Annotated in this window: 22 protein-coding genes and 1 tRNA gene; 12 read left to right on the forward strand and 11 right to left on the reverse strand. The window is 66.2% G+C overall.

The window, feature by feature from the left end:
- Positions 1-304 precede the first annotated feature (304 nt).
- The 10 genes from ruvB (at position 305) to queC (ending at position 8,647) form a co-directional block, all read left to right on the forward strand.
- The gene (gene ruvB, locus H4O10_RS07485; protein WP_005410754.1) at positions 305-1,345 is read left to right on the forward strand and encodes a Holliday junction branch migration DNA helicase RuvB; all 1,041 of its coding nucleotides are present in this window, start codon (positions 305-307) and stop codon (positions 1,343-1,345) included.
- Positions 1,335-1,766: a tol-pal system-associated acyl-CoA thioesterase gene (gene ybgC, locus H4O10_RS07490; protein WP_033832981.1), complete on the forward strand. Its 432-nt coding sequence runs from the start codon at positions 1,335-1,337 to the stop codon at positions 1,764-1,766. Before ruvB ends, ybgC begins: the two co-directional genes overlap by 11 nt.
- A 10-nt stretch (positions 1,767-1,776) precedes the next feature.
- Positions 1,777-2,556, forward strand: coding sequence for a protein TolQ (tolQ, locus tag H4O10_RS07495; RefSeq protein WP_005410752.1), 780 nt, complete (start codon positions 1,777-1,779; stop codon positions 2,554-2,556).
- A 24-nt stretch (positions 2,557-2,580) separates the two neighbouring features.
- Positions 2,581-3,009: a protein TolR gene (tolR, locus tag H4O10_RS07500; protein ID WP_005410751.1), complete on the forward strand. Its 429-nt coding sequence runs from the start codon at positions 2,581-2,583 to the stop codon at positions 3,007-3,009.
- Entirely contained in the window at positions 2,999-4,054 is a 1,056-nt protein-coding gene (gene tolA / locus H4O10_RS07505; RefSeq protein ID WP_049454748.1) for a cell envelope integrity protein TolA, read from the forward strand. The genes tolR and tolA overlap by 11 nt, the downstream gene beginning before the upstream one ends.
- A gap of 283 nt (positions 4,055-4,337) precedes the next feature.
- A complete protein-coding gene (gene tolB / locus H4O10_RS07510) occupies positions 4,338-5,657 on the forward strand; it encodes a Tol-Pal system beta propeller repeat protein TolB (protein ID WP_005410749.1) in 1,320 nt (439 codons plus the stop codon).
- A 64-nt stretch (positions 5,658-5,721) separates the two neighbouring features.
- Positions 5,722-6,240, forward strand: coding sequence for a peptidoglycan-associated lipoprotein Pal (gene pal, locus H4O10_RS07515; protein ID WP_005410748.1), 519 nt, complete (start codon positions 5,722-5,724; stop codon positions 6,238-6,240).
- Positions 6,241-6,243: 3 nt separating this feature from the next.
- Positions 6,244-7,062 (forward strand): tol-pal system protein YbgF, encoded by an 819-nt coding sequence (gene ybgF, locus H4O10_RS07520; RefSeq protein WP_005414274.1) that lies wholly within the window; start codon positions 6,244-6,246, stop codon positions 7,060-7,062.
- 139 nt (positions 7,063-7,201) lie between these two features.
- Complete coding sequence (gene queE, locus H4O10_RS07525; RefSeq protein ID WP_033832979.1) at positions 7,202-7,903, forward strand: 7-carboxy-7-deazaguanine synthase QueE; 702 nt, start codon at positions 7,202-7,204, stop codon at positions 7,901-7,903.
- A 78-nt stretch (positions 7,904-7,981) separates the two neighbouring features.
- Positions 7,982-8,647, forward strand: a complete 666-nt coding sequence (gene queC / locus H4O10_RS07530; protein ID WP_049454750.1) for a 7-cyano-7-deazaguanine synthase QueC — start codon at positions 7,982-7,984, stop codon at positions 8,645-8,647.
- Positions 8,648-8,779: 132 nt separating this feature from the next.
- Here queC and H4O10_RS07535 read toward each other — a convergent pair whose 3' ends face one another.
- The gene (locus H4O10_RS07535; protein ID WP_049404671.1) at positions 8,780-9,736 is read right to left on the reverse strand and encodes a DUF2268 domain-containing putative Zn-dependent protease; all 957 of its coding nucleotides are present in this window, start codon (positions 9,734-9,736) and stop codon (positions 8,780-8,782) included.
- A gap of 178 nt (positions 9,737-9,914) precedes the next feature.
- On the opposite strand from H4O10_RS07535, the gene H4O10_RS07540 reads away from it, so the two are divergent.
- Positions 9,915-9,990: transfer RNA gene (locus H4O10_RS07540), tRNA-Lys, on the forward strand.
- Positions 9,991-10,063: 73 nt separating this feature from the next.
- On the opposite strand, the gene H4O10_RS07545 is transcribed toward H4O10_RS07540, so the two are convergent.
- The 8 genes from H4O10_RS07545 to H4O10_RS07580 all read right to left on the reverse strand — a co-directional run bounded on the left by H4O10_RS07545 (position 10,064) and on the right by H4O10_RS07580 (position 13,680).
- A complete protein-coding gene (locus H4O10_RS07545) occupies positions 10,064-11,116 on the reverse strand; it encodes a tyrosine-type recombinase/integrase (RefSeq protein WP_111118592.1) in 1,053 nt (350 codons plus the stop codon).
- On the reverse strand, positions 11,116-11,349 hold the full coding sequence (locus tag H4O10_RS07550; RefSeq protein ID WP_204304110.1) for a DUF4224 domain-containing protein: 234 nt from the start codon (positions 11,347-11,349) through the stop codon (positions 11,116-11,118). Before H4O10_RS07550 ends, H4O10_RS07545 begins: the two co-directional genes overlap by 1 nt.
- Entirely contained in the window at positions 11,336-11,626 is a 291-nt protein-coding gene (locus H4O10_RS07555; RefSeq protein ID WP_182680967.1) for a hypothetical protein, read from the reverse strand. Before H4O10_RS07555 ends, H4O10_RS07550 begins: the two co-directional genes overlap by 14 nt.
- Positions 11,623-12,207: a hypothetical protein gene (locus H4O10_RS07560; RefSeq protein ID WP_182680968.1), complete on the reverse strand. Its 585-nt coding sequence runs from the start codon at positions 12,205-12,207 to the stop codon at positions 11,623-11,625. Before H4O10_RS07560 ends, H4O10_RS07555 begins: the two co-directional genes overlap by 4 nt.
- Entirely contained in the window at positions 12,204-12,410 is a 207-nt protein-coding gene (locus H4O10_RS07565) for a hypothetical protein (protein WP_182680969.1), read from the reverse strand. The genes H4O10_RS07560 and H4O10_RS07565 overlap by 4 nt, the downstream gene beginning before the upstream one ends.
- Positions 12,411-12,746: 336 nt before the next feature.
- The gene (locus H4O10_RS07570; protein ID WP_161771697.1) at positions 12,747-12,959 is read right to left on the reverse strand and encodes a hypothetical protein; all 213 of its coding nucleotides are present in this window, start codon (positions 12,957-12,959) and stop codon (positions 12,747-12,749) included.
- A gap of 3 nt (positions 12,960-12,962) precedes the next feature.
- On the reverse strand, positions 12,963-13,346 hold the full coding sequence (locus tag H4O10_RS07575; RefSeq protein ID WP_182680970.1) for a hypothetical protein: 384 nt from the start codon (positions 13,344-13,346) through the stop codon (positions 12,963-12,965).
- Positions 13,347-13,437: 91 nt separating this feature from the next.
- Entirely contained in the window at positions 13,438-13,680 is a 243-nt protein-coding gene (locus H4O10_RS07580; protein ID WP_182680971.1) for a hypothetical protein, read from the reverse strand.
- A 138-nt stretch (positions 13,681-13,818) separates the two neighbouring features.
- Between H4O10_RS07580 and H4O10_RS07585 the strand changes: the two genes are divergently transcribed.
- The gene (locus H4O10_RS07585; RefSeq protein WP_134709539.1) at positions 13,819-14,085 is read left to right on the forward strand and encodes a hypothetical protein; all 267 of its coding nucleotides are present in this window, start codon (positions 13,819-13,821) and stop codon (positions 14,083-14,085) included.
- Positions 14,086-14,116: 31 nt separating this feature from the next.
- Here the strand turns inward: H4O10_RS07585 and H4O10_RS07590 are convergent, their stop codons facing one another.
- Together H4O10_RS07590 and H4O10_RS07595 are read right to left on the reverse strand one after the other, a co-directional pair.
- Positions 14,117-14,332: a hypothetical protein gene (locus H4O10_RS07590; protein WP_182680972.1), complete on the reverse strand. Its 216-nt coding sequence runs from the start codon at positions 14,330-14,332 to the stop codon at positions 14,117-14,119.
- The gene (locus H4O10_RS07595; RefSeq protein WP_058982046.1) at positions 14,329-14,520 is read right to left on the reverse strand and encodes a hypothetical protein; all 192 of its coding nucleotides are present in this window, start codon (positions 14,518-14,520) and stop codon (positions 14,329-14,331) included. The genes H4O10_RS07590 and H4O10_RS07595 overlap by 4 nt, the downstream gene beginning before the upstream one ends.
- Positions 14,521-14,619: the final 99 nt, after the last annotated feature.

The following is a 14,619-nucleotide window of genomic DNA, read 5'->3' on the forward strand; positions in this document are numbered from 1 at the left end:
TGGATCTACCGTGTCGACCAAGGTCGACACCCACCAAGAGTAGGCAGAGCAGGCCACGCCATCCAGGCAGATCGCAGAAACCTGTCGAAGGCGGGGTGGGTCCGGTTGCGGGGGCGTGAGCCGCATGGATGCGGCGACCGAGCTTACATGGACGTACTTGCAGCGTCCCCCGCAAGCGGACCCACCCCGCCATTCCCCAGGAAGCCCGCTTCGGCTGTTGCTCTGGATGTTGCCGTTGCTGTTGCCTCTGCGGGTGCCGGGCGCAGCCCGGCCGAAACCCGCACTTTTGCCGCATAATCAGCACATGACCGACGACCGCATCATCGGCGCCGGCGCCACCCGCGAGGATGACGCCGCCGACGCCAGCATCCGCCCAAAGCGCCTTGCCGACTACCTCGGCCAGGTGCCGGTGCGCGAGCAGATGGAAATCTACATCCAGGCGGCCAAGGGGCGTGGCGACGCGCTCGACCACGTACTGATCTTCGGGCCGCCGGGCCTGGGCAAGACCACCCTCAGCCATGTCATTGCCAACGAACTGGGCGTGGCCCTGCGGGTGACCTCCGGCCCGGTGATCGAAAAGGCCGGCGACCTGGCTGCGCTGCTGACCAACCTGCAGCCGCACGACGTGCTGTTCATCGACGAGATCCATCGCCTGTCGCCGGTGGTCGAGGAAGTGCTGTACCCGGCGATGGAAGATTTCCAGATCGACATCATGATCGGCGAGGGCCCCGCCGCCCGCTCGATCAAGATCGACCTGCCGCCGTTCACCCTGATCGGCGCCACCACCCGCGCTGGCCTGCTGACCGCGCCGCTGCGCGACCGCTTCGGCATCGTCCAGCGCCTGGAGTTCTACAGCGTCGAGGAACTGACCCGTATCGTGCGCCGCTCCGCCAGCATCCTCGGCATCGACTGCACCGCCGATGGGGCAGGGGAGATCGCGCGCCGCGCGCGTGGTACCCCGCGTATCGCCAACCGCCTGCTCCGACGCGTGCGCGACTATGCGCAGGTCAAGGCCGGTGGCCACATCGACGAGCCCGTGGCCCAGGCCGCGATGAAGATGCTCAAGGTCGACCCGGAAGGCTTCGACGAGCTTGACCGGCGCCTGCTGAAAACGATGGTGGACTACTTCGACGGTGGCCCGGTCGGCATCGAATCGCTGGCCGCGGCGCTGTCCGAAGAGCGTGGCACGCTGGAAGACGTGGTCGAGCCGTACCTGATCCAGCAGGGCTTCCTGGTGCGTACCGCGCGTGGCCGCATGGCCACCCACAAAGCCTACCGGCACATGGGTCTGAAGCCGAAGAACCCGCCGCAGGACCTGTTCGCGGAGGTTCCCGATGTCGGTTGAGCCACTATTCAGTTGGCCGACACGCATTTACTGGGAAGATACCGACGCTGGCGGCGTGGTCTACCACGCCCGCTACGTGGCCTTCATGGAACGGGCCCGGACCGAATGGATGCGCGCGCTCGGCTACGGCCAGGAGCGCATGCGCGCCGAGCACGGGATGGTCTTCGCGGTGCGCTCGATGCAGATGGATTTCGTCAGGCCGGCACGGCTGGATGACACCCTGCAGGTGACTGCCCGCCTGGTCCAGCTGAAGAAGGCCAGCATGGTCTTCGACCAGCAGATCCTGCGCGACGGCGAGCTGCTGCTGTCGGCCCAGGTCCGCATCGCCGCACTGGACGCGGCCAGTTTCCGCCCGCGTGGCATGGACGAGGCCGTCCTTGCCGTGCTGCAACCCCACCTCCACCCCGAATCCGAACACTGAGGAACAACGGATGATCGCAACGCTCCTGGCCCTGCAGGCCACGGTCACCGAGGCACTGCCGGCCGACGTCAGCAACGCCGCGACACAGACCCTTGCCCAGGCCACCACCGGCGGCGGCATCAACTACCTCGAACTGATGGCCAAGGCCAGCCTGCCGGTGAAGATCATCGTGCTGCTGCTGCTGGTCGGCTCGTTCGTCAGCTGGGTGATCATTTTCCGCAAGGCCCGCGTGTTCAAGCAGGCCACCCGCGAAGCCGACGAGTTCGAGAACCGCTTCTGGTCCGGCGCGGACCTGGGCAAGCTGTACAGTGCGGCCACCGACCGCAGCCGCAGCGTGACCGGCCTGGAAGCCATCTTCGAAGCAGGGTTCCGCGAATACACCCGCCTGCGTGACAAGCGCCGCCTGGATGGCCGCGCACAGCTGGAAGGCGCGCAGCGCGCGATGCGCACCACCTATACCCGCGAAGTGGACCAGCTCGAGCGCAACCTGGAACTGCTGGCCAACATCGGTTCGACCGCGCCGTACGTGGGCCTGGTCGGCACCGTGTTCGGCATCATGGTGACCATGCACGACATGATCAGCAGTGGGGCGCAGGCCGGCATCGCCGCCGTCGCGCCGGGCATCTCCGAGGCACTGTTCGCTACCGCCATCGGCCTGTTCGTGGCGATCCCGGCGGTGTGGGCCTACAACCGCTTCACCACGCGCGTTGAGCGCATGTCGGTGCGGTTCGAGACCTTTGCCGAAGAGTTCAGCTCCATCCTGCAGCGCCAGAGCGCTGGCGACGAGTAAGCGCCTGACCCGGGAGTCCAAGCCATGTCCGCTGCCATCGGTCGCCGCAAGCGCCGCAAGCTGAAATCGGAAATCAACGTCGTTCCCTACATCGACGTCATGCTGGTGCTGCTGATCATCTTCATGGTCACCGCGCCGCTGCTCACCCTGAGCTTCGACGTCGACCTGCCGCAGTCCAACGCCAAGGCGCTGGAGAGCAAGCAGGACCCGGTGATCGTCTCGGTGCGGCAGGACGGCCAGCTCAGCCTGAAGCTGCCCGATGCCAAGGAACCGACCGCCGTGTCGGCCGAGGAACTGGAAGGCCGCCTGGCCGGCATCGCCGCCCAGGACAAGGGCGTGCGCGTGATCGTCGCCGCCGACCGTGCCGTGGCCTATGAAAAGGTCATTGCCGCGATGGATGTGATCAAGCGCGCCAAGGTAGACAAGGTAGGCCTGGCCACCGATGCACGCTGACGCCCTGCCACCCCCGCATCAGCGCGAACCCGGCTGGGGCCTGCCCCTGGCGTTGGCGTTGCTGGTGCACCTGCTGGTCGCGCTGGTCTTCATCGTGGCCTGGTTCTGGTCGCCCGAGCGCAACACCGACGCCGCCGCCGGTGATCCGTCGGTCGAGGCCAGCCTGGCGCTGTCCGCGTCGGAGGCCTCCGCTGCGCGCCAGGCCCTGCGCCAGTCGGAAAAGCTGGAAGACCTGCCGCCGCCGGTGGCCGAGCCCATCCCGGTGCCGGAAGACACCATTCCGCCGCCGCAGCCGATCCCGGAACCGCGCCCACAGGACGCCCCCACGCCGCAGCAGCAACAGGCGCAGGAGCGTGTCGCGCAGCCGGATACCAAGGATCAGGAAGCGGTGAGTGCGCTGGCCATCTCCCAGGAGAAGGCCAAGCAGGAACAGGAAGCCAAGCGCCGCCAGGAACAGATCGACCTGACCGAACGCAAGCGCCAGGAAGAAGCCGAGCAGAAGCTGCGCCTGGCCAAGCAGCAGGAAGCGGACGAGAAGAAGAAGCAGGCCGAGCAGGAGCGCGTGGCCGCTGACAAGGCCGAGGCCGAGAAGCAGAAGAAGATCGCCGAGCTCCGTGCCCGCCGCGAGCAGGCCGAGAAGGAAGCCAAGCTGGCCGAGCAGAAGCTGCGCCAGGTGGCCGCCGCGCGCAATGCCGCAGGCAGTGCCGCTGCCGGTTCCAGTGGTGCCTCGCAGCCGGCCGCCGGTGGCGGTGGCAACAGCGACGACCTTTCGGCCAAGTACGCAGCCGCCATCCAGGCCAAGGTGCTGTCGCAGTGGGTGCGCCCGGATACGGTGCCGTTGGGCCAGCGCTGCCAGATCACCATCACCCAGATTCCGGGTGGTACGGTGATGCAGGCCAAGGTCAGCCCGAACTGCCCGTACGACGAGGCCGGCAAGCGCTCGATCGAGGCCGCCGTGCTCAACGCGCAGCCGCTGCCGTACCGCGGCTTCGAGTCGGTGTTCGCACGCACGCTCAACTTCACCTTCACCGCCCAGGATCGCTGAGGCGGGCAGGGCAGGGTGGCTCTCCGCTGCCCGCGTCCACGGATGTCGCGCTTGCCTCTGGCAGGCCAGGTCTCGACCGGGCAGGCTGTCGGCTGCTGTCGAACACCGCCCCGCAGGGCGGTGTGACGGGGCAGACGGGCGCGATGTTAGCCACGACGTTAACGGTGCGTGAGAGGACGGGCTGGAACTGACCCGGAATTCACGTACCCTTGGTTCATGATTGCGAAGCGGTTCACTGCCGCTTTGTTATCCCTCGTTCCGGTTTCCCCCTATTGAGCGCTCCATGAAAAAGATGCCTCGCTGGCTTGCCGTGTTTGCGGCCCTGTTGCTGCCCTTTGCTGCCGTCGCGCAGCAGAAGGGGCTGGATATCGACATCATCGGCGGCAATGCTTCCGCGCTGCCGATCACCATCGTGCCGATGCCTTACCAGGGGTCGTCGGCTGCACCGCAGACCGACGTCGCCGGCGTGGTCCGTGCCGACCTGGAGCGCTCGGGCCAGTTCCGTACGCTGCCCGAAGCGCAGATCGTCGAGAAGCCGGTGCGCGGCGGCGACATCCAGTTCGCCACCTGGCGCGCGCTGAAGCAGAACTACATCGTGGTCGGCCGCGTGCTCGACGCCGGTGCCGGCGCCTACCGCGTCGAGTACGAACTGTTCGACGTACCCAAGGGCGAGCGCCTGCTGGGCCTGGCGATGACCGCCCGTGGCAACGCCATGCGCGACGTTGCCCACCAGATGGCCGACGCCATCTACGAAAAGATCACCGGCGTGCGCGGCGCCTTCTGGACCCGCATCGCCTACGTGACCGCCAGCGGCAAGGGCGACGCCATGCGCTACGCGCTGATGGTGGCCGACTCCGATGGCTTCAATCCGCAGACCATCGTGCGTTCGGCCGAGCCGCTGCTGTCGCCGTCGTGGAGCCCGGATGGCAGCAAGCTGGCCTACGTCAGCTTCGAGCGTGGCAATTCGGCCATCTACATCCAGAACATCGGTACCGGCGCGCGTGAGCTCGTCACCAGCTTCCGCGGCATCAACAGCGCCCCGGCGTTCTCGCCGGACGGCCGCAAGCTGGCCCTGACCCTGTCGCGTTCGGGCAACCCGGAAATCTACGTGATGGACCTGGGCAGCAAGCAGCTGACGCAGCTGACCAACCACTTCGCCATCGATACCGAGCCGACCTGGGCGCCGGACGGCAGCGCGGTGTACTTCACCTCCGACCGCGGCGGCCGTCCGCAGGTCTACAAGGTCGGCGCGGGCGGCGGCAGCGCCGAGCGCGTGACCTTCCAGGGCAACTACAATGCCAAGCCCTCGGTGTCCTACGACGGCAAGAAGATCGCCGTCGCCCAGGGCTCGGGCAACAGCTACAAGATCGCGGTGATGGACAGCTCGCTGGGTTCGCCGCGCTGGAGCACGCTGTCCCCGGGCTCGCTGGATGAATCGCCGAGCTTTGCGCCCAACGCGAGCATGGTGTTGTACGCCGCCCGCGAAGGTGGCCGTGGTGTGTTGTATGCCGTCTCGGCCGATGCGCGGGTTCGCCAGCGCCTGGTCCTGGCCGATGGTGATGTGCGCGAGCCGGCATGGTCCCCATACCGTACCCAGCGCTAAAAGAGTGTTAATATTTTCGTTGTCTTGAACCCCTCATCGGCCTAGGAGCCACAAAGGTATCGCCATGAACAAGTCCACCCGCGTTCTGCTTGTTTCCCTGCTGTCTGTGGCCGTCCTGGCCGGTTGCTCGAAGAAGGTGAAGGAAGAGCCGGCAGCCCCGGTCGACACCGGCACCTCGACCACCACCCCGACCGGTCCGTCGACCTCGGGCCTGTACGGCCCGGGCGACCTGGATACCGACGCTTGCCTGCGCCAGCGCGTTGTCTACTTCGACCTGGACAAGGAAGACGTGAAGCCGGAATTCCAGGCCATCATGGCGTGCCATGCCAAGTACCTGCGTGACCGTCCGTCCTCGCGCATCACCCTGCAGGGTCACACCGACGAGCGCGGTTCGCGCGCCTACAACCAGGCCCTGGGTGAGCGTCGTGGCAACGGCGTCAACTCGGCCCTGCAGGCCAACGGTGGCTCGGCTTCGCAGCTGACCGTCGTTTCCTACGGTGAAGAGCGTCCGGTCTGCACCGAGTCGAACGAGTCCTGCTGGTCGCAGAACCGTCGCGTCGAAATCGTCTACACCGCGCAGTAATCCATGCGCATTGGCATCAAACTGATGCTGGTCGTTGCGGCAGCCCTCGTGGCTGCCGCACCGGCGCATGCACAGCGACAGAGCCTGGCTGACCGTGTCGGCGCGCTCGAGCAGCAGATGTACAACAACAGTGCCAACCAGGACCTGTTGAACCAGATCAACCAGCTGCGGCAGCAGGTCACCAGCCTGCAGGCCTCGATCGAGCAGTTGCAGCACGACAACGCCCAGCTCAAGCAGTCCGCCCAGGACCAGTACCTGGATCTGGACAGCCGCCTGAACCGGTTGGAAGGGGGCAATGCGGCCCCGGCCCTGCCGCCCGTTCCGGCGAGCGCGCCGAAGGCCGCACCGGCCCCGGCAAAACCCGCAGCGGCGGCCACTTCCGAGCGGCCGCCTTCCGTCCATGGTGATGCCGGCAGCCTTGCCGCCACCGGCGACGAGCGCACCTCCTACAACGTCGCCTTCGATTCGCTGAAGGCCGGCAAGTACGATGATTCGGCGCAGCTTTTCCTGAGCTTCCTGCAGCTGTACCCGAACGGCGTCTACGCGCCGAACGCGCTGTACTGGCTGGGCGAGAGCTACTACGCCACCCGCAATTTCCCGATGGCCGAGACCCAGTTCCGTGAACTGCTCGCGCGCTATCCGACCCACGACAAGGCCGCTGGCGGCCTGCTCAAGGTTGGCCTCTCGCAGTATGGCGAGGGCAAGGTCGACCAGGCCCAGCAGACGCTGGAGAGCGTCGTGGCGCAGTACCCGGGCTCGGACGCCGCGCGCACCGCCCAGGATCGGCTGCAGTCCATCCGCCTCGGCAAGCAGATCCGTTGATCCGCTGACCGGGCGTACAATGCGTACCCTGGCGCCGGGCTGATTTCCGGCAGCCTCCTGTAGAGCCGAGCCCATGCTCGGCTGCTTTCGTTTCCGGCGCCGATAAATCGGTCGCCCGTCCCATGAAGAATTGTTTGCCATGACCGCCGTTACTCCGTCCAACGCCGTCGCCACCCCCAGCGACATCGTGCAGTCGCCGCTGCCGCGCCTGAAGATCACCGAGATCTTCACCTCGCTGCAGGGCGAAGCCGATACCGCCGGCTGGCCGACCGTGTTCGTGCGCCTGACCGGCTGCCCGCTGCGCTGCCAGTACTGCGATACGGCCTATGCCTTCCATGGCGGCACTTGGTGGGACATCGACGACATCGTGGCCGAGGTGTTGGCCCAGGGCGTGCGCCACGTCTGCGTGACCGGCGGCGAGCCGCTGGCGCAGAAACGCTGCCTGGTGCTGCTGCAGAAGCTGTGCGACGCCGGCATGGACGTCTCGCTGGAAACCTCCGGCGCGCTGGACGTCAGCGCGGTGGACCCGCGTGTATCGCGCGTGGTCGACATCAAGACCCCGGGGTCGGCCGAAGTGGCGCGCAACCGCTGGGAAAACCTGCCGCTGCTGACCGCACGCGACCAGATCAAGTTCGTCATCTGCAGCCGCGAGGACTACGACTGGGCCAAGGCCTTGGTCGCCGAGCACGAGCTGGTGAAGCGCTGCACCGTGTTCTTCTCGCCCAGCAAGGGCGAGGTCACCGCGCGGCAGCTGGCCGACTGGATCGTCGAAGACCGCCTGCCGGTGCGCTTCCAGATGCAGTTGCATAAAATCCTGTGGAACGACGAGCCGGGCCGATGAGCCCGCGCGGCGTTCCCTGATGTAGCTCCGGCGCGGGACAGCGTGCTGGCTTTCCCCTCCCAACCGGATGTTTTACCCATGAAGAAGGCAGTCGTGCTTCTCTCCGGCGGCATGGATTCAGCCGCCGTCATCGCCATGGCCCAGGAACAGGGCTTTGCCGTGCATGCCCTGAGCGTGCGCTATGGCCAGCGCCATACCTCCGAACTGGATGCCGCCGCCCGCGTGGCCAAGGCCCAGGGCGTGGTCGCGCACAAGACCGTGGACGTGGACCTGCGCAGCATCGGTGGCTCGGCGCTCACCGATGACATCGACGTGCCCGAGGCCGGCGGTGCCGGCATTCCGGTCACCTACGTACCGGCGCGCAACACCATCATGCTGTCGCTGGCCCTGGGCTGGGCCGAAGTGCTCGGCGCCAACGACATCTTCTGCGGCGTCAACGCGGTGGATTATTCCGGCTATCCGGACTGCCGCCCCGAGTTCGTGGCCGCGTTCCAGGCGCTGGCCAACCTGGCCACCAAGTCAGGGGTGGAGGGCGCGGGCATCAAGGTGCACGCACCGCTGCAGTTCCTCAGCAAGGGCCAGATCGTCAGCGAAGGCGTGCGCCTGGGCGTGGACTTCGGCCTGACCGTGTCCTGCTACAACGCCGACGCCAACGGCGCCGCCTGCGGCCACTGCGATGCGTGCCTCCTGCGCGCGCAGGGTTTCGCCGAAGCCGGCGTGCCCGACCCGACGCTGTACGCCTGATCGCCCCTGGTAGTGCCGGCCGCTGGCCGGCTTCCCTGATGGGTGTGAATTCCCAGATGGTGGGGGCGAACTGCTCCTCGGTGGGTGCGAACCTTGGTTCGCACTCCCTGACCCGCCAGGCATGGCCCGGCGCTACCGTTGCCGCAGCCACCCCGACGCTTCAATAAACGCCCGCACCGCCTTCGGATCGGCATAGTTCAGCTCGATCATCCGCGCGACACCGGCTTTCTCGTCGGCTTGCTGGCGCATGTACTCCTGCGCGATGCGGTAGCCGGCGTAGTACCCCACATCACTTACCCCGAACGGATTACCGGCGCTGTTGTACAGCCAGTTGTCCAGATCCCCGCCGTCCATTTCAGCGACGAAACGCGCGCGGATTTCCGCTTCGTGCGCGGGCCCGTAGCTGTACAGCGGCAACGCTGGCCGACGCCCGCTCAGCCGTTCGGCCACATACTCCGCCACGCCTTCGCGCACCGCGTACTGCGCCAGGCTGCCGGTAGTTTCGCGCTGCTGGGTATGCACATACTCGTGCAGGTTGTTCTGCGCGTTGTTCGCCCCCGGACGGCTGTCGTAGAAGATCCGCAGGCGGCTGCGCATCGGCTCCGGCAGCTCGCTCACGTCCACGCGCTCATCGCCCAGCGCCATCTCCGCACCGATCAGTACCTTGTCACCCAGCGTGGTGCCACCGGTGCGAAGCACGCCCACGGCATAGGTGATGGTGGCCGGGCGCAGGGCGGGGTAGAGCGTGCGGAAGGCGGCCAGGTCCCGTTCCAGTGTGGCGCTGGCCTGCTGCGCGTTGGTGGTCAATGGGCGTACCGACGTCCAGAAGCGCGGCCACGCACGCATGGCCTCGGCGTATTCGCGGGCGGTGTAGTTGCGGACCTGCATCAGCGCATGCAGGCCAGGGCTGCCTGGATCGATGTAGCGCTCCTGCACCAGTGCGACCTGGCGTTCAACGTCCGGCTCGGCGCGCACCGCGTCATAGGTGGCCCAGAAGCGGCCGATGTCGTCGGTGGCGACCTGGGATGGGGCGGACAGTGCCGTACAGGGCAGCAATAGGGCGGCAATGAGGCAGAAGGGCAGGCGCATCCGTGGCTCCGGGCAGGAATCACAGCTGGGATGCGCGTGAGGCCCAGAAGGTTTAAGCGGGCTCACCAGATCGGGTAGTGCCGGCCGCTGGCCGGCAACCTCGACGCACCAGGGTTTCACCCGGCCCGGCAAAGTAGGGTAGAATGCCCACCCCGCCGAAAGGCTGGGGCAGTGCAATGGGCCGTTAGCTCAGTCGGTAGAGCAGAAGACTTTTAATCTTTTGGTCGAAGGTTCGAATCCTTCACGGCCCACCATTGCTACATAAGGGTTTCGGAGCGATCCGGAGCCCTTTTTGTTTTTCCGCAATCGCCCATCTTTTCCGCAAAACTACTTCGTCGGGGTTACGCGGTCGCCCTTGCGCTTTCGTGTGTAGGTCTCGGTCATTACCACCGACGAGTGACCGAGCTGGCGCTGCGCCTGGCGAATATCTGCGGATGCATCGGCCTTGTCGGTGCCGGCCTTGGCTCGCAGATCGCGGAACTGGAAGGCCGACTTTTCGACGCCAGCGCGGGCGCGCGCTGCATCGAACCTGCTCCGTAGCTGCCCCTTGCTCAAGGGCTGGCCATGCTCATCCAGTAGCAGCGCGGTGTGCACGATGACGGCTCCCGTGTGCTTGCCGCGGCGCTTGAACGTCCTGGCGGCAAACCGCGCCAGAAGCGCTGCCAGCTCACCTTCGATGGCAATGCGCAGCTTGTGCTTGGTCTTGCTCTGGCTGATGTGCAGGAACCCATCGCGCACGTCACGCCGGTCCATGCTGAGCGCATCGGACGGCCGCTGGCCAGTCAGATAGGCCAGATCCAATGCATCACGCAGCGGTTGATCTGCTGCATCCCACACTGCCCGGTACACGTCGTCTTCCACGTACACATCGCGGCCCACTTCACCGTAACCTCGCACGCCCTTGCAAGGGTTCTCCGCGTCGGTGAAGCCCCATTCCCTACACTTGTTCCACATGTGGCTCAGCAGAGCCTTTTCGCGGTTTGCGCTGACCGTGGCCACCGTTCCGTGCTTCGTTCGCCAGTCCATGTACTGGCGAACGTGCAGCGGCCTAATCTTGGCCAGCGGGGCAGGCGGATTGCAGAAGAATTCCTCCAGCTTGGCCAGCTCGGCCAGGTTGACCTTCGCCGTCGATGCGCGCTTCTTCGGGATGACCAGCTGCGCGTAACGCGTGGCTGCATCCTTGAAGGTCACGATCTCCGGCACCTGGGCCTCGGTCGCCATCAACTCCGCCCACTTCCGAACCGCCTCCGGGTAGCTTTTACCCAGCGGAGTTTCGCGCCTCGGCTTGCCGCCGTGGTCGAAGAAGTAATAGACGGTCTTCCCCCGCTTTCGCGGACGCAAGTGGGGTATCGAACCCGGATCCTTTGAGCGTCTTCCCATTACGCCGCCGACCTCAGTGCGTTGCTCGTCCAACCGCCCTCGACCTCTGGCGGCTTCTTCGCTGACCCATCAACGGCCGCCCACATCACGACCGGCCAGCCCGCAGCGTTGATCGTATGCGGGATGCCGTTGCGAGCGAGGTTCTGGATCTGCCTGCGCTTTGTGTGCGCCCCGGTCAGATCGGCCACATCGCCGTGTGCGCCAGGACGCATGATCTTGTCAGCCGCCGACACGGCGCACCTCCCGATGCGAGGCCAAGAGCGGCAGCTGCAGCACGTTCTCTGGCAGTTTCGGCTCCGCCCTGCGCGCGCTGCGAGCCGGACGGTTCAGTCGGCGCCACGCCTCGATGGCCTTGTCGGGATTGGCATGCTTGCTAGTCGCCCGGCAGGCGCACTCCACCAGGTGGCCACCGCCGGCGGACGCGCAGCGCTTGTCGTGGATGTGGCGCGCGCGGTGGCCGGCGTCGCAGTTCGGCAACCCTTCCGGGTGGCTTATATGTTCCTGGGTCATGGCTTGTTGCACTCCTCGATGTGGGCTTCGAGCTTTTCAATCAGGAAGGTGGCTTCGGTGGCCCTGCGGCGGCGCTCGTGCGTGCTGACCGGCGCCGGGCCGGCGTCCCGGATCCACTTCAGCGGCTCAAGGAACCAGCTCGGGTCGACAGGCAGCAGCTTGCGCGGGTCGGGCTTGTTGTCGGGTGGGAAGCAATCCGGCCCTGCCCAGTCCTGGCTCATACCGCAGCGTGTGCACTCGTTGCGCTGGAAGTCGTGGACCTTCTCGGGCTGGATTACGCGAGGGGTTTCGAACAGGGCGCGGACAACCAGGCCGCGCTGCTGTGCGCCGTACACGTGCCCTGCGTCGGCGTGCATCCAGCAGCCGGGCCGGTGATCGTCCTTGTTGCGGTACTCCCAGCGCACTGGCTGAGCGGTGTAGAGCGCTTTCAGTAGGGTGTCAGCCCAAGCGCGCACCTCCCGGCCGTCAACAGCGGTGGCTGGATCGACACGCCGCATGGCAGAGACAACCGCGGCGACAGGCGACGATGCCTTGGTGGCCTCGACAGCCGTGGCCGGGGAAATGGGCAGTGGTGCGGTCATGCGAACAGGTCCAGTTGGGCAGCCTGCGCCGGAGCGCGCAGCTGTGCAGGCGGCGATGCGGGGGTAGCGGCGCGGAGGCGCGCGCGCTGTGCAGCGTTGAAGGCGAACCAGAAGCCGAGGCCGTGTCGGCGTGCCCGGCATTCGGTCAGCAGTACGCGCGCTGTGTGCTTGGCCTGTGCAGCGGTGAGCAGCTGGTCAGTCATTGAACGACGCGCTCCACGCCGGCGAGGTCTTGTATGCTGAGGAATGGGTTGGTTGTGACAGGGCAATTAAGTGGTCGAGCGAGCGCGATGGCACGAGGACTGGAACTTCAAGATCAGGGGAAGAGACGTGACGGTCCGTGTAGCTACCGATGGCCCCGGCAGGGGCGAGGTGACTGCTATCCACGTGATCTATGGACCCAGTCAGACCGGCTTGGCCATTCCGGTGACTTCGCAGAAGGACGCCATGGAGAAAGCCGAAGCTCTGCTTAGCGATCTGATGGGCTCGAGCTGGTACTGACATAGCGCTCGCCGGCGCCGCAATCTTGTTGGCATCGCTCATGCCTGCATGTCCTTGCTGTTGGTGGAGCGCGCGCCGCGCGCCCTGGCTTCAAGTTGTTCGGCAACGCCGAGGTAGTAGGCGTGCCGTTCCAGACGGATCGATTCGGGGAACTGGAAGTGCCTCAGCGACTCTTCCGCCTGCACGCGCCAGGCGGCTGCCTCGCGCGCTGGGTCGTCGTCGAAAATGTCCATCTGGACCGGCTTGGCCATGGGTCAGTGCTTATCGACGGCGCGATGGCGGCTGTAGCCGACGCCTTCGATGGGGATGCCGCACCAGGTCATGCCATCCAGAGCAACGGGCTCGGGCTTGGCGTCGCGCCAGCGCTCTTTCGACCCGGCTTTGCGACGCTCTTGCCACTCGGCCTTTGCCTGGTCGCGATAAGGCTTCTGCATGCGAGCCCGGACCCGCCGCTGGCAGTGCATGAGGTCATGGGCCTGCAGAACGATGCGTGCTGGCTTGTGCCCCTTGGCCACGGTGTAGCCCTCGACGTAGCTGGCGACCTGTTCGCGGATCAGTTCGATCCTCGGGCGCTCGCCGTTGTCCAGCTTGGGGAACTCGGGTTCGGTGTGGAAATCGACAACGACAGAAGTGGTCATGGCAGATCTCGATGTGGAATGGGTTGCCGGCTGTTGGAACCCGGCCGGCGCGGGTTCCCTGCGCTACAGGGGGAGAGCGCAGGGCAGGGGATCAGTGGGTGTCGTCGGCGGGCAGCGGTGTGCGCGCTCGCTCTGCCGAGCGCTGCCGCATCTCGTCGCGGAACGCGGGCCAGTTGCGCCGCAGGTCGCGCACGCCGCACCAGGTGAAGAAGACAACGCCAGCACCAAAGGGCGGGAGTAGCGAGCCGGCATCGGTGTAGATGGCGCGCGCGAGCAGCGCCAGCAGCAGGCCGACGACGACGGCGCAGTAGATGGGCAGGGCAAGGTGGCGCATCAGCGATGCCCCTTGACCGTCGCACGGACAGCGGTCCTTAAGCGATTCAGCTGTTGGCTTGCCCTGGCCTCGGCAGCCTGTTGCTTCACGCGAATTTGACAGTACGATTGCCTGCTGATCGTCTCCTGAGGAGCTTGGATGTACGTCGAGGTGTACCGCCGCTCAGGGTTATGGGCCCAACTGACGGGCACTGTTGGCTGGCGATGGCGCCTGCGAACATTCGACGGCGTGACGTTAATCGACGCACAAGAGACTTTCTCGGACCGGCGCAGTTGCCTTGCACTGGTGGCCCTGTTGATTTCAGGGCTCAATGCTCGTGTCGTGGACTCGCAGGTCAAGCGTGTCCTGCGCCGGAGTGGTGAAGACTGGCTCGAGGGTGAAGAGTTCAACCCAGCCATGCTTTGAAAGGTAGGGGGAGCGTTCATCTTGTTGGCTCTCATGCAGCACCTGCCTGTGCGCGTGCTGCGCTCCGCACGGCGGCGACGGCGCCTGCAGCGCTCTGGCCGTGCCGCAGGACGGCATTGGCGGCGATGCTGGCGGCGACGACGACCTGGTAGGGGAGGAGGCCCCAGCGGCGCCCGGCGCGGGCGACGATGCCGGCGGCAGCTGCGGCGCGCTGAGCGTTGGAGTGGTGGGCGAGGGCGGCGCTCATGCGGCGGCGTCCTGGCTTTCGCCGCTCAGCTGATGCGCAGCGTGCTGGATCTCCACCGAGAGGCGATCGGCCTCTGCCACTTCAATGTAGAGGCTGGCGGCGCCCACCTTGATGGCGACCACGCCGAGGGATGGAATCGCTACGACGGTGGGTGGCGCCTTGCTGACGCCCAGGGAAAGGGTGGCCATGCGTGATCTCCTGCGCCCGGCCCCGGGATGGGGTGGTGTTGGGCGACTGGAGGCAACGTTAGCTGCACGCTAATCGTTAGTCAACAGCTATAAGCTAAC

The organism is Stenotrophomonas sp. I18B00994, assembly GCF_014145825.1.
GTDB classification, from domain to species: Bacteria; Pseudomonadota; Gammaproteobacteria; order Xanthomonadales; family Xanthomonadaceae; genus Stenotrophomonas; species Stenotrophomonas maltophilia.